Annotated in this window: 21 protein-coding genes, 2 tRNA genes and 3 pseudogenes; 19 read left to right on the top strand and 7 right to left on the bottom strand. The window is 54.3% G+C overall.

Annotation, left to right across the window (positions count from 1 at the left end; genetic code table 11):
- The first annotated feature begins 47 nt into the window (after positions 1 to 47).
- From TU76_RS15650 to TU76_RS15610, 9 genes are all read left to right on the top strand, one after another.
- Positions 48 to 779 (top strand): capsule biosynthesis GfcC family protein, encoded by a 732-nt coding sequence (locus TU76_RS15650; protein ID WP_048352029.1) that lies wholly within the window; start codon positions 48 to 50, stop codon positions 777 to 779.
- Complete coding sequence (locus TU76_RS15645; protein ID WP_048352028.1) at positions 776 to 2,869, top strand: YjbH domain-containing protein; 2,094 nt, start codon at positions 776 to 778, stop codon at positions 2,867 to 2,869. Before TU76_RS15650 ends, TU76_RS15645 begins: the two co-directional genes overlap by 4 nt.
- Positions 2,866 to 3,234, top strand: coding sequence for a VanZ family protein (locus TU76_RS15640; protein ID WP_048352027.1), 369 nt, complete (start codon positions 2,866 to 2,868; stop codon positions 3,232 to 3,234). Before TU76_RS15645 ends, TU76_RS15640 begins: the two co-directional genes overlap by 4 nt.
- 177 nt (positions 3,235 to 3,411) lie before the next feature.
- Positions 3,412 to 4,158: a winged helix-turn-helix domain-containing protein gene (locus TU76_RS15635; protein ID WP_231984090.1), complete on the top strand. Its 747-nt coding sequence runs from the start codon at positions 3,412 to 3,414 to the stop codon at positions 4,156 to 4,158.
- A 97-nt stretch (positions 4,159 to 4,255) separates the two neighbouring features.
- On the top strand, positions 4,256 to 4,876 hold the full coding sequence (locus TU76_RS25640) for a helix-turn-helix domain-containing protein (protein ID WP_231984089.1): 621 nt from the start codon (positions 4,256 to 4,258) through the stop codon (positions 4,874 to 4,876).
- A gap of 337 nt (positions 4,877 to 5,213) precedes the next feature.
- Positions 5,214 to 6,530, top strand: coding sequence for an undecaprenyl-phosphate glucose phosphotransferase (locus tag TU76_RS15625; RefSeq protein ID WP_231984088.1), 1,317 nt, complete (start codon positions 5,214 to 5,216; stop codon positions 6,528 to 6,530).
- A 572-nt stretch (positions 6,531 to 7,102) separates the two neighbouring features.
- On the top strand, positions 7,103 to 7,594 hold the full coding sequence (locus TU76_RS15620; RefSeq protein ID WP_156877920.1) for a hypothetical protein: 492 nt from the start codon (positions 7,103 to 7,105) through the stop codon (positions 7,592 to 7,594).
- A gap of 96 nt (positions 7,595 to 7,690) precedes the next feature.
- Entirely contained in the window at positions 7,691 to 9,304 is a 1,614-nt protein-coding gene (locus TU76_RS15615; protein ID WP_048352024.1) for a DarT ssDNA thymidine ADP-ribosyltransferase family protein, read from the top strand.
- Positions 9,304 to 10,005, top strand: coding sequence for a DarT1-associated NADAR antitoxin family protein (locus TU76_RS15610; protein WP_048352023.1), 702 nt, complete (start codon positions 9,304 to 9,306; stop codon positions 10,003 to 10,005). The genes TU76_RS15615 and TU76_RS15610 overlap by 1 nt, the downstream gene beginning before the upstream one ends.
- A 189-nt stretch (positions 10,006 to 10,194) precedes the next feature.
- Here the strand turns inward: TU76_RS15610 and TU76_RS25250 are convergent.
- A tRNA-Ser gene (locus TU76_RS25250) sits at positions 10,195 to 10,309 on the bottom strand.
- A gap of 1,131 nt (positions 10,310 to 11,440) precedes the next feature.
- On the opposite strand from TU76_RS25250, the gene TU76_RS15605 reads away from it, so the two are divergent.
- A complete protein-coding gene (locus TU76_RS15605; RefSeq protein ID WP_048352022.1) occupies positions 11,441 to 13,447 on the top strand; it encodes an acyltransferase family protein in 2,007 nt (668 codons plus the stop codon).
- Between the two features lie 92 nt (positions 13,448 to 13,539).
- On the opposite strand, the pseudogene TU76_RS15600 reads toward TU76_RS15605, so the two are convergent.
- From TU76_RS15600 to TU76_RS25245, 3 genes and pseudogenes are all read right to left on the bottom strand, one after another.
- A pseudogene (locus TU76_RS15600) lies at positions 13,540 to 14,079 on the bottom strand (lysis protein).
- Positions 14,076 to 14,744, bottom strand: a pseudogene (locus TU76_RS15595) (glycoside hydrolase family 19 protein). Before TU76_RS15595 ends, TU76_RS15600 begins: the two co-directional pseudogenes overlap by 4 nt.
- Positions 14,745 to 14,804: 60 nt before the next feature.
- Complete coding sequence (locus TU76_RS25245; protein ID WP_157316097.1) at positions 14,805 to 15,083, bottom strand: hypothetical protein; 279 nt, start codon at positions 15,081 to 15,083, stop codon at positions 14,805 to 14,807.
- Positions 15,084 to 15,241: 158 nt separating this feature from the next.
- Here TU76_RS25245 and TU76_RS15585 point away from each other — a divergent pair.
- A pseudogene (locus TU76_RS15585) lies at positions 15,242 to 15,655 on the top strand (DNA cytosine methyltransferase); the annotation flags it as partial.
- A 39-nt stretch (positions 15,656 to 15,694) separates the two neighbouring features.
- A complete protein-coding gene (locus TU76_RS15580) occupies positions 15,695 to 15,895 on the top strand; it encodes a hypothetical protein (RefSeq protein ID WP_048352083.1) in 201 nt (66 codons plus the stop codon).
- Positions 15,896 to 16,588: 693 nt separating this feature from the next.
- On the opposite strand, the gene TU76_RS15570 is transcribed toward TU76_RS15580, so the two are convergent.
- Both TU76_RS15570 and TU76_RS15565 read right to left on the bottom strand, forming a co-directional pair.
- A tRNA-Cys gene (locus TU76_RS15570) sits at positions 16,589 to 16,662 on the bottom strand.
- A 192-nt stretch (positions 16,663 to 16,854) separates the two neighbouring features.
- Positions 16,855 to 17,418, bottom strand: a complete 564-nt coding sequence (locus tag TU76_RS15565) for a helix-turn-helix domain-containing protein (RefSeq protein WP_046810223.1) — start codon at positions 17,416 to 17,418, stop codon at positions 16,855 to 16,857.
- A 69-nt stretch (positions 17,419 to 17,487) separates the two neighbouring features.
- Here TU76_RS15565 and TU76_RS15560 point away from each other — a divergent pair, with 69 nt between their 5' ends.
- The 7 genes from TU76_RS15560 to TU76_RS15530 all read left to right on the top strand — a co-directional run bounded on the left by TU76_RS15560 (position 17,488) and on the right by TU76_RS15530 (position 24,716).
- A complete protein-coding gene (locus TU76_RS15560; protein ID WP_403212599.1) occupies positions 17,488 to 18,441 on the top strand; it encodes a DMT family transporter in 954 nt (317 codons plus the stop codon).
- 178 nt (positions 18,442 to 18,619) lie between these two features.
- Positions 18,620 to 21,562, top strand: a complete 2,943-nt coding sequence (locus TU76_RS15555) for a monovalent cation/H+ antiporter subunit A (protein WP_048352018.1) — start codon at positions 18,620 to 18,622, stop codon at positions 21,560 to 21,562.
- On the top strand, positions 21,562 to 21,906 hold the full coding sequence (locus TU76_RS15550) for a Na+/H+ antiporter subunit C (RefSeq protein ID WP_019829081.1): 345 nt from the start codon (positions 21,562 to 21,564) through the stop codon (positions 21,904 to 21,906). Before TU76_RS15555 ends, TU76_RS15550 begins: the two co-directional genes overlap by 1 nt.
- On the top strand, positions 21,903 to 23,588 hold the full coding sequence (locus TU76_RS15545; RefSeq protein WP_019829080.1) for a monovalent cation/H+ antiporter subunit D: 1,686 nt from the start codon (positions 21,903 to 21,905) through the stop codon (positions 23,586 to 23,588). Before TU76_RS15550 ends, TU76_RS15545 begins: the two co-directional genes overlap by 4 nt.
- Positions 23,585 to 24,073, top strand: coding sequence for a Na+/H+ antiporter subunit E (locus TU76_RS15540; protein ID WP_019829079.1), 489 nt, complete (start codon positions 23,585 to 23,587; stop codon positions 24,071 to 24,073). Before TU76_RS15545 ends, TU76_RS15540 begins: the two co-directional genes overlap by 4 nt.
- Entirely contained in the window at positions 24,070 to 24,348 is a 279-nt protein-coding gene (locus TU76_RS15535; RefSeq protein ID WP_016780538.1) for a K+/H+ antiporter subunit F, read from the top strand. Before TU76_RS15540 ends, TU76_RS15535 begins: the two co-directional genes overlap by 4 nt.
- Positions 24,345 to 24,716 (top strand): Na+/H+ antiporter subunit G, encoded by a 372-nt coding sequence (locus TU76_RS15530; RefSeq protein ID WP_019829075.1) that lies wholly within the window; start codon positions 24,345 to 24,347, stop codon positions 24,714 to 24,716. The genes TU76_RS15535 and TU76_RS15530 overlap by 4 nt, the downstream gene beginning before the upstream one ends.
- Positions 24,717 to 24,834: 118 nt before the next feature.
- On the opposite strand, the gene TU76_RS15525 is transcribed toward TU76_RS15530, so the two are convergent.
- On the bottom strand, positions 24,835 to 26,325 hold the full coding sequence (locus TU76_RS15525) for a DASS family sodium-coupled anion symporter (RefSeq protein WP_048352017.1): 1,491 nt from the start codon (positions 26,323 to 26,325) through the stop codon (positions 24,835 to 24,837).
- Positions 26,326 to 26,464: the final 139 nt, after the last annotated feature.

The raw sequence follows: 26,464 nt of genomic DNA, 5'->3' as shown, positions 1-26,464 counted from the left end.
GCCACTTGAAAAAACTGAGTGCTTGTCTGTTGCTGAGTCTTTCTATAATGAGTGCGACCACCGAGAGCCAGGCGGCCATAACGGTGAGTGGTGATGTTCTCAAGCCAGGAACCCTGGCGTTTAAACCCGGGATTCGCCTGCTGGATGCCATCAATCAGGCCCAACCTGACCCTGAAAGCTATTGGATGGCTGCCGCATGGCTGCACACACCTCTGGTTGAGCAGCAGACCCGGCTCAAGGTCGGAGTTTTGTTTGACCTTAAAATGCTGCAGCGCGGCGCGTTGCTGAACAACAATGAAGCCCTTGCTGCACTGGCCGCACGCTTGTTTGATCAGATTAGTCGCCTGCCGGTGACAGGTCGCAAGGTTGCGGTACTTGACCCCGTTGCGCTGGAAGTAGGCTTTGCACGCAACTATGCGCTTAGCGATGGAGACAGACTGATTTATCCGATGCGGACCGACACCGTTACGGTACTGGGTGCGGTGCAACAACCTTGCACCCTGCCTTACCACGCCCAGCAAGAGGCGCGCGATTACCTCGACAGTTGCCAGCGCCTGCCCGAAGCCGAGGTGGATTTTTTGTGGCTTATTAACCCTGATGGCCGTTACCAGCGCGTGGCAATCGCCGCCTGGAATCGTCAGGACGGAGTACATGCAGTAGCTGGCAGTACTATTTTGGTGCCAGTACGCAATGACAATGCCGATTTGCCCACACCCGATTTGAATGAGCAGCTGGCCCAGTTTCTAGCCACTCAACCGCTGGCCGAGGTTGCCCCTTGAAGTTACGTTTTGCTGCTGTCGTATTACTGCCTTGCAGCCTGGCCCATGCCGAGCCGCGCTATACCCAAAATGATTTCGGTGGCGTTGGCTTGCTGCAAACCCCTACGGCACGTATGGCACCTGCTGGCGAGTTGAGTCTCAACGCCAACCGCACTGATCCTTACTCGCGCTATAGCCTTTCATTGCAGCCTCTTGACTGGCTTGAAGGAACATTTCGTTATACAGCGATTACCGACTTAAATTACGGACCCGAGTCATTTAGCGGTAGTCAGAGCTATAAGGACAAAGCCGTTGATGTTAAAGCTCGCCTATGGCAAGAAAGCCATTGGATACCTGAAATTGCTCTGGGTTTTAGGGACGTCGGTGGTACAGGCCTGTTTTCCAGCGAATACTTTGTCGCCAACAAGCGTTATAAAAACTTAGACTTTAGCCTTGGGATTGCCTGGGGCTACATCGGCAATCGTGGCGACTTCGATAATCCTCTCGGTTACATCGATGATCGTTTTGATTCCCGCCCCGAAAAGACGGGAGCAGGAGACGTCAATACCAGTTCATACTTTCGAGGACCGACGTCGTTATTTGGCGGGGTTTCATATCAGACACCGTGGTCCCCTCTTAGCTTGAAACTTGAGTACGACGGCAACGATTACAAGAGTGAATATCAAAGCAATACAGACCGAAATATGCTACCTCAAGACTCGCCAATCAACATCGGTGCCGTCTACAAGCTTAACGAGAATATTGATCTAACCGCAGGCTGGGAGCGCGGCAACACCGCATTGTTCGGCATTACCTTGCATACCAACTTTGTCAGCCGCAAGGCACCGGCCAAAACCTACGATCCGCCTGCCCAACCACTGCCAACCAATACGCCAACTGTAGGGCTGGACCAAGTGGAGTGGGCCGAGGTGTCGAAAAAACTGGAAAGCAATGCCGGCTATAAAGTCGAGCGTATCGCCCAGCGAGATTCCGAGCTGATGGTCTATGGCGAACAATCCAAATACTTCTACTCCGCCAAGGGCGTGGGTCGGGCTAGCCGGATTTTGGACAATAACGCCAATGACGAGATCCAGTGGTTTACCCTGGTGAACAAGCGTTATGACATGCCGGTGGAAGAAACCAGCGTACCCCGCTCAACCTTCCGCAACGTGATCAACAACGATCAAGATCTCGTGGATCTGCACCGCACGACAGAGGTCAATCGCGCCACGGCCCATGTTGAAAAAACCTTGTATGAGCAAAAACCGGACCCATTCACCTATGGTTTTGGCTTGGGTTACCAGCAAAACCTGGGCGGTCCCGACGGATTCTTGCTTTACCAGATAAGCGCTTACGCTGAAGGCCAGTACCGCTTCACCCCTAAAACTTGGGCCAGCGGTGGTATCAGCGCCAACCTGCTTAACAACTACGACAAGTTCAAATATGACGCCCCAAGCAACCTGCCACGGGTGCGTACTGATTTGCGCCAGTATGTCACTACGTCTGAAGTGACCATGCCAGCCTTACAACTTAACCATGCCAAGCGCCTGGATCAGGATCTGTTTGGCATGGTTTACGGCGGCTACCTTGAACCCATGTATGCAGGGGTGGGTGGTGAGGTGCTGTATCGCCCCATGGGGGAACGCTGGTCGATCGGTGCAGATTTAAACTACGTGCGCCAACGAGCTTTTGACCAAGGCTTTGGCCTACGCGATTACAGAACAGTGACCGGGCATATCACGTCTTATACCAAACTGCCTTTTGATCTGGATGCTGCGGTTAGTGTGGGTCGCTATCTGGCTCGCGACTGGGGTACCACAATCGATATTTCACGCCAATTTACCAATGGCGTGAAATTCGGAGGCTGGGTAACTCGTACCACTGCCTCATCAGAAGAATATGGCGAAGGTAGTTTTGACAAAGGGATTTACATCTCGATTCCGTTCGACGAGATGATGAGCGTTTCGACGATGAACCGCGCCAATATTGCATGGGCTCCGCTGACACGAGACGGTGGCGCAATGCTTCATCGCCAGTACTCATTGCATACAATGACCGACGGCCGCAACCGCGATGCGTTTTATGAGAACTTTGAGAAGATCACCGAGTGAGTCGATTGATCCAACGCCTGGCTGACCTGCCCTTCTGGCTGCGTGCACTGCCTTTTATAGTAGTGTGCGCCGGCCTGCTGTTCGCAGGGTTACGCTCCCAGCCTATTGCGCAGCATTTTACCCAGGAAGACAAACTGCATCATTTTGTCGGCTTTTTCGCCCTGACATTGAGCTGCAGCCTGGCGTTTATGAACGTTAAACTGCGCTGGATCGCTCTCAGCTGTGTGCTGGCCGGCGTGCTGATCGAACTCGCTCAAGAACTTGAGCCCCTGCGTAGCGCATCAGTCTACGATGCGCTTTCCAACTCGCTTGGGGTGGTGGCTGGGCTATTACTGACTTGGTATGGCACCCGCCAAGGCAAGTAAGCATTGAAAACATCTCGACCAGATGATAACCAGCATCTTAAAAGCCTCCATTTAAAGCCTGTATTGCCCGCATCTACATAAAAATCGATCTTCGATACCATCTCCTGGGGAATTGCCAGCAAAAACAACACCTCGCGCGACAAATGTTACAAAATGTCGATTTTCGTGTAGGCTTCTATGGCAAAATCCTACAGCCTCTTGGTATTCGGGTTAGGTGATATGCTTTTCGCAGGATGCAAAACCGACATTCAGACCCCAAATACGCTTCATTTTGTTCAAAGCAAAGCGTTGGTCGACAATATCAATCAACTTATCACTGCCGATGTGAGCCATATCCACGCCTTCGATATCATCGCAAACCTGAGCTGGGACTTTAGCTTGGTCAAAGCTGTTTTTATTGAAGTTGACATCCCGGACAACATAAACGACAGCCTCGAGCTGGTTAAACATATCCGCCAAACCAATCAGGCTGCGTGCATTTTCATATTGGTTACACACAATAAATCATTTACCAGTATTAATTATTACCTGGCAGGGGCTGATCACTGTATTAAGTTACCGGCCGACCCGCAGGAAAAACTGACACTCCTGTCGCGCACTATCGAAGATTCACACTGGAAGGCATCGACCCAGCTCACGCTTGACCGTACACGGCTGATGCTGTGCAGTACCACGGGCAAACTTGAAATCTCGTATACCGAAATGATAATTATCGACGCCCTGATACAGGCACCACAGCATGTACTGAGCCAAGACAGCATTGCTAAAACCCTGGACCCCAATATCGTATTTTATGATCCGCGAGCGCTGGAAAAAACCATTAGCCGCTTGAGAACCAAAATTAAAAAAGCTTATAAACTTGAATTGATATTCAGTGTTCGCGCGTTCGGTTATCGCCTCCGCCGGGGAACAATAGCAGGATAACTATCGTTGCAACCAGTCGCTTCATGCGCTGCTCAGCAGACAGCTGTAGTTCGCCAATTGGGATCAGACGAACATCGACGAATGGAGACGTTGAAGCATGAAGGTAACACTTAGATTTTCGCGAAACATAAACGCTGTCAATGACCATTACAGCAAGACAAGACTTCGATCTGCAGCTACTGAATTCAATGATACGTATTGGCACACCCCACACATCCTCACTCCGGGGAGCTGGTCAAGCGCACAACCCGGCACAACCAGCCAATACAAGTACGCTACCGATCTCTGCAGTTTGATGACGACAAAGAAGCCTCATCTATTGAAAAAGCATCCCACCCCTACCGGAATCAGTGCCATTCCCACCCTTAAAGCTACCGCCAGCCCAGCAACCCGCTCAGCATCGGTGCAATACTCGAACAGCCCTGAAGTCTGGTTGTTCTGTTCGGCATCACACTCTTTGTGCAACAACTCGACTTGCATACAACTTACAGCCATTGAGTCACTGCTCGTTCAGACGCTGTCTCGCAGCGATGAGCGCATATGCAGCAAACAAGAACTTATTCTCGGCATCAATAAAAACACTCATAGCTATTGCGGCCTGGAAATGTGCCTGAGTCGTTTCCAGAGCAAGTTCAAAGGTGCATTTGGCGAGCGTCTTTTTCGTTCGGTGCGCAATCGCGGTTATTGCCTGGTGCAAGATGTACAAATTATTGACTGATACACCATCGCACCCTGAAGGCGAGCGTGCATAATCAAATAGCCATCATTGAAGTGCGCAATATTCGTTAATCCCACTGAATTCCACCCTTGGGAGCACTGTTATAAAACGTCGAACCCTTGTGACAGATAACCTTTATCATTAGGGTTTCGTGCGCCTTTACAGTGATTGCGCTGCACGACGCCTGCACATGGAAGATAGTGCTGCGACTCAAGCCCGTCAGCAGCTCCCATCATAGTCAAGTACTTATCACAAGGCTGCTACTTTGATACATACACGTCTAGATCGTAAAACCGTGGCCAGAGGGCTTACTTTTTGGGGTCAGTGGTCGATTGCCATGACCTTTGTAATCGCATTGTTATTCGCAATGGTCTATACCAAGTTTGGCTCGATCGATTTCCATTATCGCATGCTGGCCATTCTAACCTTACTTGTCTCCGTACCCGCTTACTCAATCACTCACGTTTATTATAAAAGACACAAGGCCTTCAATGGTTCTATCCGTTTGTTTTTTGGATGGATGCTGACACTGGCCTGCTTGAGCACCATTGGGTTCATTACAAAATCCGGTGAACTTTTTTCCCGCGAAACCCTTATCAGCTGGGGGTTGCTGGGCTACCTGATCCAGGTCCCGCCCTATTTGATACTGCATCGTCTGTCCAAGTTTTATCATCAACGTAATAACCACCACTACAACAGCCTTATTATCGGTTCCGATGGCGTTGCCCTGAAACTGGCCGACAGTTTTATTCAACAAAATCATTTCCCACTGATTGGCGTGGTTAGCGCGTCACCCTTTGAAGACTCGACAAACTCTCCGCTGATTGTTGGCGAACTGGCACAGTTGCGCTCACTGATTGCCGAGCACAATATACGCAGGCTTTACATCTCCTTATCCCTACAAGAAGCCCAGCGAATTGAAGCACTCTACATTGATCTACTTGACTTAAACGTCGATGTTGTCTGGGTTCCGGACCTGGACAGCATGATGCTGCTGAACCATTCTGTGAGCGAGATTGGCGGCCGCCCAGCCATCCATCTCAATGAAAGCCCACTGACAAGTTATCCAACTGCAGCCATAAGTAAGGCATTAATGGAGCGTTCGCTTTCACTGGTAGCCATTATTTGCCTGAGCCCCCTCCTCGCCGCTATCGCACTGGCAGTAAAGCTGTCTTCACCAGGCCCGATACTGTTCAAACAGCACCGCCACGGCTGGAACGGCAAAGTCATCAAGGTATGGAAGTTCCGCTCCATGCAAGTGCATGACGACAAACAGGTCAAACAAGCAAGCCGCAATGACTCACGTGTTACCGCTGTTGGTCGCTTTATCCGCCGCACTTCGCTGGATGAACTTCCTCAGTTGTTCAATGTGCTGCATGGCGATATGGCACTTGTCGGCCCACGCCCTCACGCAGTGGCTCACAACGACTATTACACCGGCAAAATTCACGCCTATATGGCACGCCACCGTATCAAGCCCGGTATTACTGGCCTGGCTCAGATCAGTGGCTGCCGCGGTGAGACCGACACGATTGAGAAGATGCAGAAGCGGGTTGAGATCGACCTCGACTACATCAACAATTGGTCGCTATGGCTCGATATCAAAATCATGATCAAGACCCCGCTCACCTTGATCTCAAAAGATATCTACTGACACCAAAGGCCCCTCCCCGGTAATGTAAGTCAGTTAAGGATAACTGTGGGAGCGGGCTTGCTCGCGATGCAGGCGACACGGTCAGATAGTCAAACCGCGTTGCTCCAATCGCGAGCAAGCCCGCTCCCACAAGAGCTAACTTCACACACTAAATAACTTGCATCACCCCCTCCGGCTTTTTCTTTTTAGACTTATAAGTCCCCGCCTCTTCCTCCTTCCGACATACTAAATTCAAACTTCCGCGAACTCAGCATTCATCACCCAACAATCAGCAACCTCAGTATCCCTACGCGAATATTATTGCTACCCCTATCTGCAGCCATTTTATTGACGCCAATATACGTACACTTTCACACCCACCACCACTGCATTAAAACAACCTAACATCCTCGACATAAACGATATATGGCCATATGATATCAACCCGATAAATTTGCCATCACTCGAACAGGATGTTTTGTGTGCCCAGGTTCTTTAATACCGATTGCTTGATATCAGACCTGAAACAAGTTGACTTTCATAGTGACGAATTCAGTGCTCGCATTAATGGCTGTACGGTCAAACGATTGGCCATGTCCAATGAGATTTATCACCACCTGACCGGTGCTAACAACACTACAAAAAGTCGAGTCTGGTTTTACGACCCCGGTTTTAAAAAAGCGCTCACCATTGCCGCCGTACAACAAATAGGCCCTGGGCACAAAGTGCTGTGCAATCGCACAATCAACAGCCTACACAAATTGACTGCCAGGACTCTGCTGGCCGGTCTGCTGGCCTGGTTTTCCACATGGGTGTTAATGGCGATTCCGGTCCTATCCTGGTACGGCGCCAATGCGCAAAAAGGCGTAGTTCTGCTGGAAACCCTCAGCATTCAAATTGGGCTAGCTGTAGCGACTTTGTGCTTCAGCTATTTGCTATGGGTCAGGGTAAAGATGAATAGGCTCGATAGCTGGCAACCCGGGGACATAACGCGTTACACCCAGACGGCAATCCCCGAGCCTGAGCCTGTCTCACCAACAAAGTTGAAAGCCGTCAAAGAAGCAACCCGCGAGCTTGTCGAGTGATCTCTGCCCGATTTTAACGCCTGTTGTTATCTCGTCAGCTGGCTAACACTTCAGGGCGCTGAAGTCAGCCCATAAACAGTTCATTGGGGGCAATGGATGGCAATTCTTTATTTCCAGATTTTAATTATTTTTACTATTTACCTCGCGAGTATCTTCGGTAAAAAGTCATTGATTATTGTCTGTGCCGCATGGACTGTATTTACACTTTCCAACGCGTTTCTCCCCAGTTTGATCTTGCTGCAGCTGATTACCATATGGGCATGCTATTGGTTCCTTAAACGGAACAAAAATAGCGCCGTGCAGCCTCATCCCGTCGTACCCGCCGGTGAAAAGGCCTCACCCTCGCGTTCATCGCCGCAGCCCCAGTCTTTGGATTTGAAGCCTGCAGTAAGGACACCCTCTGAAAGTCAGTCCTCGGGTGGAGCTTTTCTTCGTTCGCTCGATTCGCTAAGCACTACCATCACGTCCTTCAGCGACTCGGTGGCTTTGAGCCTTGACGTTCAAAAAGCCACTGCCTCCCTGGAAGCTGTCATGTTCACGGAGAAGCTCTGGACTGAAAAATCATTGGAGCGGGCGCAATGCGCTTTGAAGCTGGATGCTTGGCGTCAGGAACATGGGGAGATAGCCTGGGCGCACTATCTTCAAGCGCGTGCCAAGTTCACAAAAGCGCTCGAGCCCAACACACAGGCCTTAGCGGCGGCTCCTTCACTTACTTGGGCGGTTCCAGACTTTTCCAGCGTGCTCGGAGTCGGAGCTACCCCTCTGGCGACCGCCATAGAGGTCAAAAAGCGCCAGCTTCAAGACGAACGAGACAGGTTTTTCAGCGATATTGTTCAGCAAGTGTGGGCTAACGCCCCTCTTCGTAACGCAATGCGTGAGGAGCTGTGCAAGCTGGGGGGGCATGACACCTGGGATTTCATTTCCGGCAAAGCCGCGCAAAGCAACAAACCGTTAGCGCGGCTTACGTTCGGAGCCGTACTGGGCACACTTCAGGCGTCCAGAGCTGGCCTCCAGGACCCGGAGATACAGAGTCGCGGGCTGACAGCCTACATTCCTGGATTCCTGCGCAAGCAAGAACTCGAGACACGGGTGCGCGCTCTTGAACTGCCCTATCTGATTCATTTCACACGTGTCGAAAATTTGCCTTCGATCATGCAGCATGGACTTTGCTCCATTACTGCCCTTACAGACAAAAAGATCGACTTCAGATTTAACGATCATCTACGTCTTGATGGGCGCCTGAATGCCGTGTGCATGTCTATCGGACACCCCAATGACAAGATGTTTGCCAGTTACCGCTGGAAAAGTCCCGAGCAAGGCTGGGCTGTACTGGTGGTTGATCGCTGCGTCTTATGGTCACTGGATACGGCGTTCTGCAATCACAATGCGGCAGATAACCGTATTCGCCAACAGCCTCTCGCGGCCCTCAAGACAGTCGCAGCTTTCGATAACCTGTTTAGTCCGCAGTACAACCTGCCTTCTCGAGCAGAATGCAGACTTCAGCCAGGGGACCCCTCCGATGTTCAAGCTGAAGTTTTAGTATTCGATACACTAAAGCCCGCGCTTATCAACAGCGTGGTTTTCAGCGACCAGAACAGCCTGCAACAGTACAAAGACTGCGTAGTAGACAAGCCTGTGCACGTACACACTGAAGGCTACGGCTTTCTCGGCGCACGAACTTATGCGCGCAAATCCGGATGGACTTATTGATGGCCAGCAGACCCGTTTTTATCCCTGACTTTGACGGGCAAGCGCTCGTAAGCACACAGTTCGTAGACTTCCAATGGTTTGCAGGTCTCTCAGTGTCTCAGAAACAAAAATCTGTCACCGCCCTTCACCAAGCAGCGCGTGCATTACCAGGCATTGGTAAAGTGCTGGAGGTCTCCACTAAATCCCCTGAACCTCTCGGTGCTGCGCTCAGCGCTTTTAATCTTTGCTTCGACAGCTTGATGCTCGGTCACCCACTAAGTGTCGAATGCGCCTTCCAGGGCAGCAAGGTATTCGAACAAGGCGGCCCTTTCACCGATATTTATGCTTTTACCTCACGCGATGCAAAGCGTGACGAGCGGCTGCGTATATCCGGAAGACTCACTGGATTTAACTTCGCTAACGTGCAGTGGCCACTGGAACCGCAAACAGCTTTTTATGACTGGTTATATATCCGTGCGCTGAAGCATCGAACGGACTTGGCGGATCAGCTATCCGACTATTCCGCGTTCACCGACATCGAGTTTAACCCTCAAAAATCCATCAATTGCCAGGCTTACTCGGTGGCACTTTTTGTTTCTCTGCTTAAGAGAAATTGCCTTGAGCAGACCACCGCATCGCCAGCGGCGTTTCTAAGTTATGTGGGGGCCAGGCCTGTTGTGAGTGCTCGTGGGGATGACGTGTCACAAGGTCGACTGTTCTGAATTTGCCCCGACACGGCACTGCTCAATTATGAAACTGCTTCCTTCAGCCAATGCGGCGCACATACTGATATTCAGTACGACCAGAACCAGTAGTAGTTGCGCAAGAGATCCCAAAAAGTTGCGGAACTGATCGTCAAATCGCGCCCAATAAAAAAACCCGTAGACCAAGGTCTACGGGGCTTTCGAATGTGGAGGCCGAAGCCGGAATCGAACCGGCGTGGGCGGATTTGCAATCCGATATGTAAATTCAAGCGGGCCGTGGCTTGTAGCTATATTCCTTTCCGAAACTCTGGCAGTATCGGCCCTCTGCAAGCCCCGTAGAATGCGGCCTCTACCCTTTGTTTAGGAACTATTTCTCACTCTTCTTCCGGCGTCCCGACTGCAAACGCCCGATTGCTGCTGGTCTGCAATGGCTAAAACTGGCCGATTGTCATTGTTCGTGACAGGTGGGTGTCATCTCAGTAGATGCTCGTTAAGGACTGTACCTAGTCTGGAAAGGGTGTGGACGTTCTGCTAGTCATTCCCGACTCCGCCACAACGTAAAGTTGGATCGATGGAAGCCATTATTGACCTGAGGGCCTCAGTAATTGCAGGTTCAATGATTTTTGTGTCTAAGCCAAAAACCACCCCAACCCATAAGTTAGGACTATGTGCAGCCAGTTCAGTTAAAGCGGATTTGGCGCTGGAGACCACATGAGGGCAGCACGCAATGTGCCCTGCCCCAGCGCCCATTCATCTCCCCCAATACCACCATCCCCTTTGATGATTCTTAAGGCTGGTTTACTACAAACAGATCATCTGAAAATTCACCAGGCAGTCAAAGGTCCAGCAACAAGACTTCTGCCTTGCTGTACTTAAATCCCGATTGAATGCATCCACTGCTGCCATTGTAAGCAGCCCTACATCATCTGAGGGATACGGGTTTATGCAATACGCGCCATGGACAGGGGTTTGACGTCAATGGAAGACGCAATATTTACCTTCGGAGATTCTCCCCATGCCGCCTAGTACCCCATTCAAGCTGGATTTACTAAGCGCCAGCAAATACGGGACTCCAGCAACAGGCGCTCGCTGCAACGTCGCCCAACGCTGCTGGATACCGAGTAACGATTTCACTCGGAAAGTCACTGAGGGTTATCTCCTTCCCTCACTGACTGCCCCCAAACGGATTTAGCGTGATGAACTCATCAGCACCCTTTTCTGACTGCCAAATATCTGCTAGTAAGGCAGCGGGATCACACGCTCTGACATTCCCTCGGGGGACTCTAGTCAAAAACTGAAGGTCAAGCGTCGTGGCCGCACATCTGGTTTCTAATTTTTATGTAAGGGAACAGGTAGATCTCTGTTTCAACATTCCACAGCATTCAGGCATTATGCGTGGCTTTTTAACCGCGCCCACCCCAAGCCACGCTAGAGCAAGGAAAGCAATTTCAGAATGAGTATTGAGAGTAGAAAATTTAGAGATGACATCAATGGCCTTCGTGCATGGGCGGTAATCGCAGTCATTTTCTACCATTTCGGCGTGTATGGATTTGCAGGCGGATTTGTTGGTGTAGATATATTTTTCGCGATATCTGGCTTCCTGATGACTGGCATTGTAGTTGAAGGCTTAGAGCGTAGTAAAACCTCGCCGTTTTCAGTTATCGAATTTTACATGGCTAGGGCACGTCGAATCCTGCCTGCTCTAATTGTTCTTTGCGCGGTATTATTAGCACTTGGCTGGAAGGCATTACCACCACTTGATTATAAAATGCTTGGAACTCATTCCGTAGCAGGGGTTTCATTTCTTTCCAACATGCAATTTTGGCGTGAAGCTGGTTATTTCGATACACAATCCCATGAAAAGTGGCTTCTACATACTTGGTCGCTTGCGGTGGAGTGGCAATTTTATATTATCCTCCCTTTAGTTCTGGTTGCAGTCTGGAAGTGGCGACCGAATCGACAGGCTATAACCTTGGTGATGCTCACAGGACTAATGGTATCACTCGCATCATCTATTGTAGTTACACAGACAGCACCAAGTGCCGCATTTTATCTGTTACCAACTCGCGCCTGGGAAATGCTTGCAGGTGGTTTGGTTTATCTGCTGGCAAATCGACTGGTCATTACGGCCAGTACACGTACTGCATTTGAAATCGTTGGATTCGCTCTTATTATCGGCTCCATCGTAGGGTTTGACTCCTCATCTAGCTGGCCGGGCTGGCGAGCATTGGTTCCAGTAATAGGCACATCGCTGATATTGTTGGCAGCTCGTTCAAACTCTATTTGGACAGGTCCAACTGCCATACAGTGGCTCGGAACCCGCTCGTACTCATTGTATCTTTGGCATTGGCCGATAGTGGTGGCCCTTACCTACTTAGATCAGCAAAACAACCCAACATACATCCTCACAGGACTAGTGTTGACGCTTGTGCTCGGCAATATTTCCTATCACCTTGTGGAAACGCCAGCTCGCCGTTATCTAACCAACATGAGTATGCGCAAGAACGCCGCAGTATTGCTAAGCTGTGCTATTGCGGTGACTGTAGCTGGGTTGGGTGTTCGTTTAAATCAAGGTGTAAATGGGCGGCTCCCCGCTGAGGTTGAAGCAATCAGCCTTGAGTCAAAAAATAAAAACCCTCGTAGGGATGAATGCTTACTCATGACGGGCGTAGTGTCACCATCCTGCACGTTCGGTGGCAGCGAACTTCAAGCAATCGTCCTGGGAGACAGCCATGCTAATGCTGTTGTTTCAGCAGTCGTATCAGCTGCTCCATCGTCCAATAGCGCCATAATGGAATGGACTTACAGCGGCTGCCCCACTATCCAAGGTGTACACCACCCAGTTCAGAGACAGTGCGGCGAGTTTGTAGAGTGGGCTATTCAAAAGCTAAAAACGATACCTAGCAATATCCCTGTAGTAATTGTCAATCGTTATGCACAATATGCTATCGGAGCCAATGAAAATATTGGTGAAGATAATATCCCACAGGTTTACTTTTCCAAGCCCTACCAAACATCCGAGCCAGATTTCATCGACGAATACTCTCGAAACTTAAAAGATACCGCGTGTGAAATTGCAAAAAATCACACCGTGTATCTAGTTCGACCAATTCCAGAGATGGGGGTTGATGTCCCAACACGTGCGGCAAGGGCTGCATTGGCGGGAACGCAAAAACCAATATACGTCTCGCTTGCTGACTACAACCATCGTCAAGCTTTCATCTGGAAAGCACAAGATGCCGCCCGTGACCAATGCGGCGTAAAAATCCTAAACCCCCTGCCGTACTTATGTTCGGATGGCCGTTGCGTTGGAACAAAAGACAATCAGCCTTTATACCGTGATGACGACCATCTAAGTGAGTCTGGCAATAAAGTACTGGTCCCGATGTTTTCTGAAATTTTCGGGAACAAGGATATAACTGCGCCCGTAGCCATTACTAATGCCTCGTTGACTCATTAGGGCTCAACAGTAAATTTTAATTTCCTGCCTAGAAGACCTTACTCACAGGATCTGGGCAGGACTTAAAATTCAATGACTAGTCCAAGCTAGGCTTATTGCACCACAGCTCTAATGTACGATTGGCATGCCTTCAATGCTATCAGTCCCTGGTCGCCGTCGCTGGTGATTCCGATAATTCGTTGAGCATGCACTGGGTCAAGTCGTACTCTCGTGGCTCCATAAACCACGCCGTCGCCGCAGGTGGCGGTGGCGGTGGCGGTGGCGGTGGCGGTGTGCACTGCGTCACAACCAGTTGCGGCGTCAAGTTGGACTGACAATCGCAGGTCAGCAGTAGCAAGGCGATCAAGCAGACGTGCCTGTTTCGTTTTCTCATCGGTCAGAGCTCTGTAATAGGTTTGGTCACTTGCTGCCAGCCATTGCTCCAGGGCGAGGCGCTTGCCTTGCTCTACCAGAATTTGCGCAGAGTTGGCGTTGGCCAGATTGGTGCGCTCGGTTTGGTGGGCAGCTTCCTTGGTGGCCCACTGCTGACCATAGGCGTTGGCCTGCCACTCTCATGCGGCCCACGCGCTGCCCGCCCTCACGGCCAGGATGATCAGCAGCACCCCACCCCACTTCACCGCATCAATCTTCACGCCAACACCTTGTGCGCACGGGCGTACAGCGCCTGCCGATCCGCCGCGCCATTCTGGCCACCGTTGATGCGCTGGGTGATCTTGTCGAACTGGCCCGCGTCGGCCAGTGTGCTCAGGCCCTTGGTCGCCCAGAACCATGCCGCTGACATGCAGGCGTGCTGTGGCTTCTCCAGCAGCTCGGGCTGCTTGATCAGGTCAAGGCCCAGCCCTTCGCCGCAGGCATGGTAGTTGTTCTTTCCGGTGATCTGGATTAGGCCACGTCCGCGTTACTTCCAGCCATCGCCGGAGGCGGTGTTGCCCATGCGGTTACCGTAGGTGATGTTGGCGATCTGTTCGGGTTTGCGGTCAACGGTCAGTGCAAAGGTGTTCGGTTTGTTGCGCACTTTGCCAGCCACCTGCACTTTGACGTATCCACCCTGACCGTCTGGCTCGGCGTATCGGCTCGGCCATGTATTGGCCAGACCGTCAGCGCTGTAGTTGATATTTTCCACCACGCGCGTTAACTGGCCGGATTCGTGGCCGACCTGTGCGATGAAGGCTGCGATGCGATTGGTACCAACAATCTGGTACCGGCTCATGGCTGTGTTTAAAACAGGAAAAAAAACGCCAGCAACTTGGCTGGCGTTCGGGAGGATCTGCAGCAGTTGCTGCACGGCGAGGGACATAGCGCTCTCCAGATATAAGAAAGCCCGCTCAGTGGCGGGCTCGATGATTAATGTTAGGAGCTACACGTTAAATTTCAAAAAAGCCCAAACCGCATGAGCAATCTGCTGGTAGCCCGGCGTACCCGGGTGACCGCCGTTGTTCTGGCGGGACACCATGACGCTGCTTCTGCTGTTGACCGGCGCAGCTACAGCGCGACTCATGCTGTTGACTTTATCCAACGCCGTGTTAGAAGGGACCAGATAGACACGACCAGCCTCTTGCCCTGCGTATTTCGTGATCATCTGTCGAGCCCAGATCAAAATGTTGCGCTTGAATCCCCAGCGGACCTCTTTGGACAAGTAGCTGGCACCAAGCTGTCCTGGTCCGAACTCGGCGGGGTTGCCAGTCTTCCAGCGGCGTCTCGCGGACACAGGCTTGCCTTCAGTGTCCCAAGTGTTCAGGTCATAGAACTCGACGGAAAAACAATCATGTCCGTGGAGCGCTTGATGTATTGGTCACGCCCAGCCAACAACAATTAGTCACGGCCAACCTGGTGCACTTGCGTGGAAACTGCGATGCACGAGACCTGAATGAGCCACTGCACACAATCAGTGCAGGCGGCGGAGGCAAGAGCTCTTTGGTTGAACTGCAACTCTCCCCGGAGGTTGAAGCCGGCGCACTTCGGGTTGCTGCATTCCTGATCAGTTACTACGGCACCAGTGACGCGGGAGACATTGCAGCGCCCGCACCAACCATCACCACGCGTGATCAGTTGGCACTGGTCACCGTGACCATCAAGGGCACGCCGTATGTGATCGTCGACATCTGCCTGCGGATGCTGCAACCGGCCGAGTTGTACAAGGCCCAATGCTTCCCGGACGACTACATAATCAGCCACGGCGCTGACGGCAAGCCCCTCACCAAAACCCAGTAAGTGCATATGTACGGTAACAGTTTCAGTCCACCGCCTATGGCTACACTGGCTCGGGTCGCCATGGTCAACGGCCTGCAATGGCAGCTCTACCCTGTCGACGTTAAAACCGAAGAAGGCACCTTCAGCATTTACCTCTACGCCATCAATCTTGAACACGCCGCTGCTGTCCTGCTGGAGCTGAAAGAGACCGCCGTCCTGCGCGATGGCGATCTTGTGGGCATCATCCGCAACGATTAATCCCGAGGCAACCCAATGAACTCAATCGCACAGCGGGCGCTTGATCGTGCCCGAGAAATACCCACAGCGACTTTGATCTTCCCTGCAGCGAGCTCCCCGCCGGTACCCGAACTCGTTATCACCGGCCCTATCAACCGCGTCATGGAGCTGGAAGGCAGGAGTTACGCCGTCGACGTAGTGAGGTCGCTAGGATCATCAATTCGAAACCCGCTAGTGGTGACCAGCACTATCCGCAATCTGACCATGACCGCTGCGGGCCAGCCTGGGCATGCTAATCGAAGATATATGCACCAGGAACAAACAGCACAGCTCTGCTCGTTTTATTTTGAATACATCCGGGAGACAGGTATCACAGGAAATGTTGCGCAACCGCTGGGATGATGCCCGAGAGAAAGCCAGACTCAAGCAATCGTCGAAGGCAACCAGAGTGATGCAGAAAAGTTTGCCCAGTTCCAATATCAAAGGCATACGTCCGTAAGCCGCTTCATAAATTACTGATATTGGTGATGCCAGCTTGCTGCTTGATCACTCAAAACAGGAAAACACCAAGAGGGTTTACCGGCGCCCTGGAGCCATCGCGAAGCCGTCACAATGAAATAGTTTCGGAACTCCACCCCTAAAGTTTCGGAACTCTTCACTTTCCTGCGCCCAATAAAAAACCCCGTAGACGCTAATCTACGGGGCTTTCGAATGTGGAGGCCGAAGCCGGAATCGAACCGGCGTGGGCGGATTTGCAATCCGCTGCATAACCATTTTGCTATTCGGCCAATTGCGCTTGAGGCTTCTGAGAAACATCAAAAACAAGAGTGTGTTACTGCGACTTATCGCTACAACTATTTGATTCTTCAGCGCTTCAGGTAGTTGCCCCCGGGCTGATGGCGCGCATTATGTACTAGAAGGTTGAAGCTGGCAACCCCCTGAATTCTAATAATTTTTAGTTATTTCTCTGGCACGGGTTTTCAGATCACGACATTGCGCACAAACCGCAATATCCCCTCGCCTTCGTTGCGGTAGGCATGGGGTCGGTTGCTGGCGTACATGTAGAACTCTCCCGCACTAAAACGTAGCGCCTCTTCGTCCATCACCAGGGTCAGGCAGCCTTCGAATACGTAGAGTTGTTCGCTCCAGCCTTCGGCGTCTGCCTGGGAGTGGTATTCCTCTCCCGGTTCCAACGTCCATTCCCAAAGCTCGACTTCGCGGGTGGCGGTGGCTTTGGACAGGAGTACGGCTTTGCTGCCCGGCTTCGTCCCCGTCCAGGCCACTTCGTTGATGCGGCTCGGGTCTGGTGAGCCCGGGGCCTGGATCAGATCGCTGAAGGCTACGTTCAGCGCCTCTGCAACTCGGTCAAGGGTGCTCAGGCTGACGTTCTTTTCGCCCGCCTCGATAGCGACCAGCATTCGCCGACTCACGCCGGACAGTTCTGCCAATGTGCTTTGGCTCAGGTGCGAAAGCAGCCTGAGGCGTCGTACGTTTTGACTGACGTGCTGCAAAACCGAAGCACGTTGCGAATTTTCTTTGGGCACTATATTGCTCACCTTGTGGGGCTGCGCAGTATACTGCCCAGCTTTGACGCATTGTGCGTCTCCTGTCCTATAGCACGCAAGGTTGCGACGCCATTGAAACTTACCAGACTGCTGTCTTTGACCTCCCGCTTAAGTAAAGCGGAGTGCGTGCTGATCCTGATCACCATGGTGTGGGGCGTCACCTTTCTATTGGTGCAGCATGCACTGACGGCGAGCGGACCGATGTTTTTTGTAGGCCTGCGCTTTGCGGCGGCGGCGGTCATCGTCTCTCTGTTTTCACTTCGCAGTCTGCGCGGTATTACGCTGTTCGAGCTCAAGGCGGGTATGTTTATCGGTGTCTCGATCATGCTTGGCTACGGCTTGCAAACCATTGGCCTACAGACCATCCCTAGTAGCCAGTCAGCCTTCATTACCGCGCTTTACGTCCCCTTCGTGCCTCTGCTGCAGTGGCTGGTGCTGGGGCGCAGGCCCGGTTTGATGCCCAGCCTGGGGATCATGCTGGCCTTTACCGGGCTGATGTTGTTGTCCGGTCCGAGCGGTGCGTCCCTGGATTTCAGCCCGGGGGAGATCGCCACGCTGATCAGCGCCATTGCCATAGCGGCCGAAATCATTCTGATCAGTGCTTATGCAGGCAAAGTCGACGTGCGTCGGGTAACCATCGTTCAACTCAGCACAGCGTCTATTCTGGCATTCTTGATGATTGTGCCAACTCAAGAAGCCATTCCTGACTTTTCATGGCTATTGTTAGCCAGTGCCGTTGGCCTGGGCGCTGCCAGCGCGGCCATTCAGGTTGCGATGAATTGGGCTCAGAAGAGTGTTTCGCCTACCCGCGCCACCCTTATTTATGCGGGTGAACCTGTCTGGGCCGGCATCGCCGGGCGTCTTGCGGGGGAGCGATTGCCTGGCATTGCACTGCTTGGCGCGGCATTGATTGTTGCAGCGGTGATCGTGAGTGAGTTAAAAACAAAAGGTAACAAGCTCGAAGAGCGTGAGGAAAAGCAAGGCGACCAAGCCTGCGATTAGAACTGCACGCCTGTGAACCGGTACGATTTTTTACTTATAAGCGGTTATACAAGGAGAGAGCTGTAGGAAACCTGACCGGTTATCGACAGACTTTGTAGGATTCAGCCACAGGTTCGCTGTTGGTGATCTGCAACTCGCCACGTATGATCGCTTACAAACTCCTGCAGATTAGAAGCCTATGTCCCTGATAGTTCTACTGCTTCTGCCCTTCGTTGGCAGCTGTCTGGCGGCTGTTTTGCCGCATAACGCACGTAACAGTGAATCACTGTTGGCCGGTCTTATTGCTTTGATCGGTACTGTTCAAGTAGCCATGCTCTATCCGCAAATCGCCCACGGCGGCGTCATTCGTGAAGAGTTCATGTGGCTGCCCAGTCTCGGCTTGAATTTTGTCCTGCGCCTGGACGGATTCGCCTGGCTGTTCTCGATTCTGGTGCTTGGCATCGGCACGCTGGTGTCGCTGTACGCCCGCTACTACATGTCACCTGAAGACCCGGTTCCGCGCTTCTTTGCGTTTTTCCTGGCGTTTATGGGTGCCATGCTCGGCCTGGTACTGTCGGGCAACCTGATCCAGATCGTATTTTTCTGGGAGCTGACCAGCCTCTTTTCATTCTTGCTGATTGGTTATTGGCACCACCGCTCGGATGCCCGACGCGGCGCTTATATGGCGCTGATGGTCACTGGCGCCGGGGGGTTGTGTCTGCTGGCGGGGGTCATGCTGCTTGGCCATGTCGTCGGCAGCTATGATCTGGATGCCGTGCTCGCGGCGGGCGACAAGATCCGCGCCCACAGTCTGTATCCAATCCTGCTCCCCCTGATCCTGATCGGCGCCCTGAGCAAAAGTGCGCAATTCCCGTTTCACTTCTGGCTGCCCCACGCCATGGCGGCGCCCACCCCCGTATCGGCTTATCTGCACTCGGCAACGATGGTCAAGGCCGGGGTGTTTCTGCTTGCTCGCCTCTGGCCCTCCCTGTCGGGCAGTGAGGAGTGGTTCTGGATTGTTAGCGGCGCCGGTGCCTGCACCCTGGTGCTGGGCGCTTACTGCGCGATGTTTCAAAATGACCTTAAAGGCCTGCTGGCCTATTCGACCATCAGCCACCTGGGCCTGATTACCCTGCTGCTGGGCCTTAACAGCCCGCTGGCGGCCGTTGCCGCGGTGTTCCACATCCTTAACCACGCAACGTTTAAAGCCTCTCTGTTCATGGCGGCCGGGATCATCGACCACGAGAGCGGCACCCGTGACATTCGCAAGCTCAGCGGCCTGTTCAAGCTCATGCCCTACACCGCAACCCTGGCCATGGTGGCCAGTGCCTCGATGGCCGGGGTGCCGCTGCTGAACGGTTTCCTGTCCAAAGAGATGTTCTTTGCTGAAACCGTGTTCATCAACTCCACGGCCTGGGTCGAAATCGCCCTGCCGGTCATTGCGACCATCGCCGGCACGTTCAGCGTGGCCTACGCCCTTCGCTTTACCGTGGACGTGTTTTTCGGCCCGCCTGCGACCAACCTGCCACACACTCCGCACGAGCCTCCACGCTGGATGCGCGCCCCGGTCGAGCTGCTGGTATTCACCTGCCTGATGGTCGGGATTTTCCCGGCACAAACCGTCGGCCCGCTGCTCGCCGCCGCCGCACAACCGGTGGTGGGGGGCGAGTTGCCCGAATACAGCCTGGCCATCTGGCACGGCCTGAATGCACCGATGATCATGAGCCTGATTGCCATGTCCGGCGGCATCTTGCTGTATGTGCTGTTGCGCAAACAGCTCAAGCTCGGTCGCTTCCCGTACCCGCCGCTGAGCAAGTTCTTCAATGGCAAGCGTTTCTTCGAGCGCAGCCTGGTAGTGATCATGCGCGGCGCGCGGCGGCTTGAACGACGCATCAGCACCCAGCGCCTGCAAACCCAGCTGTTCCTGTTGATTCTGGTTGCCGTGATTGCCGGGCTGATCCCGATGTTCTACAGCGGCCTGAGCTGGGGCGATCGCCCGAAAATACCGGGTTCGATTGCCTTCATCACCCTGTGGCTGCTGGCGATTGCCTGTGCACTGGGCGCCGCCTGGCAAGCCAAGTACCACCGTCTCGCAGCCCTGACGATGGTCAGCGTGTGCGGCCTGATGACCTGCGTCACCTTTGTATGGTTCTCGGCGCCGGATCTGGCCTTGACCCAACTGGTGGTCGAGGTCGTGACCACGGTGCTGATACTGCTGGGCCTGCGCTGGTTGCCACGCCGTATCGAAGAAGTCTCGCCACTGCCGGGCACCCTGCGCAAGGCGCAGATCCGTCGTTTGCGCGACTTGCTGCTGTCTACGGCAGTGGGTGGCGGCATGGCGTTGCTGTCCTACGCGATGCTGACACGCCAGACCCCCAACGACATTTCTTCGTTCTACCTCAGCCGGGCGCTGCCTGAAGGCGGCGGCAGCAATGTGGTGAATGTGATGCTGGTGGATTTCCGTGGCTTCGACACTCTGGGTGAAATCACCGTTCTGGCCGCTGTGGCACTGACGGTATTCGCCCTGCTGCGTCGCTTCCGCCCTTCCAAAGAAAGCATGCAACTCCCTGCACAGCAGCGGCTCTTGGCCAAGGACGTGATGACCGACCTGGTCAACCCCCGCAGCGCCAGCGATACCGCACTGGGCTTTATGATGGTGCCGGCAGTGCTGGTGCGCTTGCTGCTGCCGATTGCCTTTGTGGTGTCCATGTACCTGTTCATGCGCGGCCATAACCAACCGGGCGGCGGCTTTGTCGCAGGCCTGGTGATGTCGGTCGCGTTTATCCTGCAATACATGGTTGCCGGCACACAGTGGGTCGAAGCGCAAATGAGCCTGCGCCCCTTGCGCTGGATGGGCACCGGGCTGTTGTGCGCGACCCTGACCGGGCTGGGCGCAATCCCCTTGGGTTATCCATTCCTGACCACCCACACCGCGCACTTCAGCTTGCCGCTGTTGGGGGATATCCATGTGGCCAGCGCCCTGTTCTTCGATATCGGCGTTTATGCGGTGGTGGTCGGTGCGACCCTGCTGATCCTCACGGCACTGGCTCACCAGTCTGTGCGGGCCCATCGCCCGAGCAATCAGCTTGCCCCGCTGCCTGCCCCTCAATCCGCTCTTGCCACTAAAGAAGGAGCCGCCTGATGGAAGAAGTCATCGCCATTGCTATTGGAGTACTGGCCGCATCGGGCACCTGGCTGGTTCTGCGTCCGCGAACCTTCCAGGTGGTCATGGGCCTGTGCCTGCTGTCCTACGGTGTCAACCTGTTCATCTTCAGCATGGGCAGCCTGTTTATCGGCAAAGAGCCGGTAATCAAGAACGGCGTGCCCCAGGATTTGCTCAATTACACCGACCCATTGCCCCAGGCTCTGGTGCTGACCGCAATCGTCATCAGTTTTGCCATGACCGCGCTGTTCCTGGTGGTCTTGCTGGCCTCTCGGGGCCTGACCGGTACCGACCACGTTGATGGCCGGGAGCCTAAAGAATGAATTTGATGCCGCACCTGATCGTCGCACCCATTTTGCTACCGTTGCTGACCGCAGCCTGCATGCTGTTGCTGGGCGAAAAACACCGTCCACTCAAAGCCCGGATCAACCTGATCTCAACCCTGCTCGGCCTGGGCATCTCTGTGATGCTGTTGCTGTGGACCCGTCATCAGGCCATTCCGGCCTCAATTGGCGTGTACCTGCCCAGCAACTGGCAAGTGCCCTTCGGGATTGCCCTGGTGGTCGACCACTTGAGCGCCCTGATGCTGGTCCTGACCGGCATCATCGCCATCTGCGCCCTGCTGTTCGCCATGGCCCGCTGGGACCGCGCCGGTGCCAGCTTCCATGCGTTGTTCCAGATCCAGTTGATGGGCCTGTACGGGGCCTTCCTGACTGCCGACCTGTTCAACCTGTTCGTGTTTTTCGAAGTGCTGCTGGCCGCCTCTTACGGTTTGATGCTCCACGGCTCGGGCAAGACCCGGGTGTCTGCGGGGCTGCATTACATTTCGATCAACCTGCTGGCTTCTTCACTGTTCCTGATTGGCGCGGCCTTGATCTATGGCGTCACCGGCACGCTGAACATGGCTGACCTGGCGCTGAAAATCCCTCTGGTGCCTGAAGCGGATCGTGGCTTGCTGCATGCGGGCACAGCCATTTTGGCGGTGGCCTTTTTAGCCAAGGCCGGCATGTGGCCGCTGAACTTCTGGCTGGTGCCTGCCTATTCGTCGGCCAGTGCCCCGGTTGCGGCCCTGTTCGCGATCATGACCAAGGTCGGGATCTACACCGTGTTGCGCTTGTGGACCCTGCTGTTCTCCGGGCAAGCCGGGGCCTCGGCGTACTTTGCGGGCGACTGGCTGATCTATGGCGGTATGGCGACCATTGTCTGTGCCGGCATCGCCATCCTTGCCGCCCAGCGACTGGAGCGCATGGCCAGCCTGAGCATCCTGGTCTCCGCAGGCATCCTGCTGTCGGCAGTAGGTTTCGCCCAACCCAACCTGACCGCCGCCGCGCTGTTCTACCTGATCAGCTCGACCCTGGCCCTGAGTGCGCTCTTCCTGCTGGCCGAGCTGATCGAGCGTTCGCGCTCCTCGGCCGACCTGGTGCTCGAAGACGATGCGGAACCCCAGCCGAGCCTGACCGTCACTCCGCCGCCGCGTGGCAGCAACCTCGACGACGAACAAAAAGTGGTTGTGGGCCAGATCATTCCCTGGACCATGGCCTTTTTGGGGTTGAGCTTTATTGCCTGTGCCCTGCTGATTATCGGCATGCCGCCGCTGTCCGGGTTTATCGGCAAACTCAGCTTGCTCAACGCCCTGCTTAATCCGCTAGGCCTGGGCAATGCCACGGATACGCCGATTTCTACGGCGGCCTGGTGCCTGCTGGCGTTGTTGATTCTCTCGGGGCTAGCGTCTTTGATTGCCTTCTCACGCATGGGCATCCAGCGTTTCTGGACGCCCCTTGAGCGCCCGTCGCCCATCTTGCGCCGCATCGAATGCCTGCCCATCGTGTTACTGCTCGGGCTGTGTGTGCTGCTGACGTTCAAGGCCGAGCCGGTGTTGCGTTACACCCAGGCTGCTGCAGACACCCTCAATAACCCCGAGCGTTACGTGATGGCCGTTATCGGCACCCGCCCGGTTCCAAGCCCGCAGGCCAAGGCGGCCTCCATGCCACAGGTGCAGCCATGAAGCGTCTATTCCCTGCTCCCTGGCTGTCCCTCGCATTGTGGATGCTGTGGCTGTTGCTCAACCTGTCGCTGAGTGCTGGCAACCTGCTGCTAGGTGCGGCACTGGCCATTCTGGCGCCACTGATGTTCGCACCGTTGCGGCCGTTGCCTGTGCGCATTCGTCATCCGTGGGTGATCATCAAGCTGTTCTTTCTGGTGGGCCGCGATGTCGTGCTGTCCAACATTGCAGTGGCCTGGGGTGTACTGCGGGCTGGCAAAAATCCGCCACGCTCGCGGTTTGTCAAAATCCCCCTGGATTTGCGTGATGCCAACGGCCTTGCAGCCTTGTCGATGATCACCACCGTGGTGCCCGGCACCATCTGGTCGGAACTGGCGCTGGATCGCAGCGTGCTGTTGCTGCACGTGTTCGATCTGGATGACGATGCGAAGTTTATAGAGCACTTCAAAACTGCCTACGAACGCCCATTGATGGAGATCTTTGAATGAGTGCCCTGCTCTCCAATGCCATCTTGCTCAGCCTGTTTATCTTCAGCCTGGCAATGGTCCTGACCGTGATCCGCCTGTTCAAGGGCCCCTCGGCCCAGGACCGGGTTCTGGCACTGGACTATCTGTATATCCTGGCCATGTTGATGATGCTGGTGCTGGGCATCCGCTATGCCAGTGACACTTACTTTGAAGGCGCGCTGCTGATTGCCCTGTTTGGCTTTGTCGGTTCTTTTGCGCTGGCCAAATTCCTGCTGCGTGGCGAGGTGATCGAATGAATAGCGTCAGCGAGTTGTCGCTCTGGATCGAAATACCGGTGGCCCTGCTGCTGGTGCTCAGCAGCCTGTTTGCCTTGTGCGGGGCCATCGGCTTGTTGCGCCTCAAGGACTTCTTTCAGCGCATGCACCCCCCTGCTTTGGCTTCGACCATTGGTGCGTGGGGTGTGGCGCTGGCGTCGATCCTGTACTTTTCTGCGCTTAAATCGACCCCGGTGCTGCATGCCTGGCTGATGCCGATCCTGCTGTCCATCACCGTACCCGTGACCACCTTGCTGCTGGCCCGGACCTCGCTGTTTCGCAAGCGCATGGCGGGTGAAGATGTACCGGCGGAAGTCAGCAGCGGCGGGCGCAGCGAAAACGGTAATTAGCACTGTAGTCAGGCGCCCCTGTGGGAGCGAGCCTGCTCGCGAATGATCTTCGCGAGCAGGCTCGCTCCCACAGTCGAGTTATCTCTGTACATCTACAGCTACTACGGCTGGCGGCTTTTTACATCCAGCCCAACCAGCTCCAGTACGTTGTGGCGAACAGCAGCATCAGCAAGTACCCCACCGCCGTCACTATCAACCCGACCTTGGCAAACTGTTTGGCCGTAAAGGTTTGCGTGCCCAGGCACACCATGTTCTGCGGCGCGTTGATCGGCAGGATAAACCCGTAGCTGACCACAAAGCCCAGCAACATGGTCATGCCCAGGCGGTTGAATTCACCCGGCAAGGTTTGCAGCACGGCGATCAAGATCGGCAATAGCGCCGAGGTGAGCGCGGTGGCACTGGCAAACCCCAAGTGAATCAAGATCAGGAAAGCCCCCAAAATCGCAAAAATCCCCACCGGACCGACCTGATCCAGACCGGTATTGGCCACGACTTGCGTCCCCAGCCATTGCCCGGCCTGGGTGGTCAACAACGCGGTGCCCAGGCTGATCCCGACGCCGAACACAATCACCGTGCCCCACGGGATACGTGACTGCACATCTTTCCAGGTCATGACGCCAAATCGCGGCAACAGCAAAAACACCAGCCCGGCATAAGTGGTCGAGGTGGTGTCAAAACTGTGGAGTTTGCCTTCAGTGGCCCACGCCAGCAGCAATGCTATCGACACACCCATCAGGCGTTTCTGCGGCCCGGTCATGGGGCCCAGTTCTGCCAGTGACTTTTCGACCGCCTCCTTGCCGCCGGGAATGCTGTCGCTTTCCGGTGGCAGCAGTTTAAGCACCACAAACAGCAACACGGCCGACATGATGATGGCCCACGGGGCACCGGCGATGAGCCAGTCGAGCCAGTTCACTCGCGCCCCGAGCATTTTGTCCATAAAGCCCACGGTCAGCAGGTTTTGCGCGGCCGCCGTTTGAATGCCTACGTTCCAGATACTGGTGCCCTGGGCCACGACAATCATAATCCCGGCCGCAATGTTGGAGCGTTTGTCCACGCCAAACGCCAGGATCACCCCCATCATGATTGGCACCACGCACGCACTGCGGGCCGTGGCGCTGGGCACCACCAGGCTGAGCAAGATGGTGACGGCAATTGCCCCCAGCAAAATGCGCCGGGTGCTGGTGCCGATGCGCGACAGGGTCACCAGGGCAATGCGCCGGTCCAGGCCGGTGTGGGTCATGGCCGCGGCGATAAACAACGCACCCGCTACCAACGCCAGGGCGGCATTGGAAAACCCGGTCAGGGCCATGGTGATACCGGCCGATGTGCCGTAAAGCTTTGACGGGTCTGCCAGGGTCGGCGCCATGCCGATCAAAAACGCCATCAAGGACGTAATCATGATGGCGCTGGCTTCGTACGACACCGCTTCGGTGATCCATACCACCACTGCAAATGCCAGAATCGCCAGCATGCGATGACCCGCCACCGGTAAGTCGGCAGGCAATGGCAACAGCAAAATGCCGATCATCACCAGGACCGCAATCACCAGGCCTATGGGGAGTTTCGCTTTTGCCGTAGCAGGCGTCGGGGTGGTTGCAGGCGCATTCATGGCCAGTTCCTTATGCTTGAAAACCCGTGGAGCATAGGCCAAGGAAGCACGAAGGATGTTGATACTCGTCAGGTGACCGGCAAACCCTGTGGGAGCGGGCTTGCTCGCGATACAGGCGCCTCGGTCTTTCAGTTAATGC

The sequence above is a fragment of the Pseudomonas psychrophila genome (genome assembly GCF_001043005.1).
Classification (GTDB): Bacteria; Pseudomonadota; Gammaproteobacteria; order Pseudomonadales; family Pseudomonadaceae; genus Aquipseudomonas; species Aquipseudomonas psychrophila.
The sequence above is the reverse complement of the archived record's forward strand: the minus strand, read 5'-3'. Positions and strand labels throughout refer to the sequence as shown.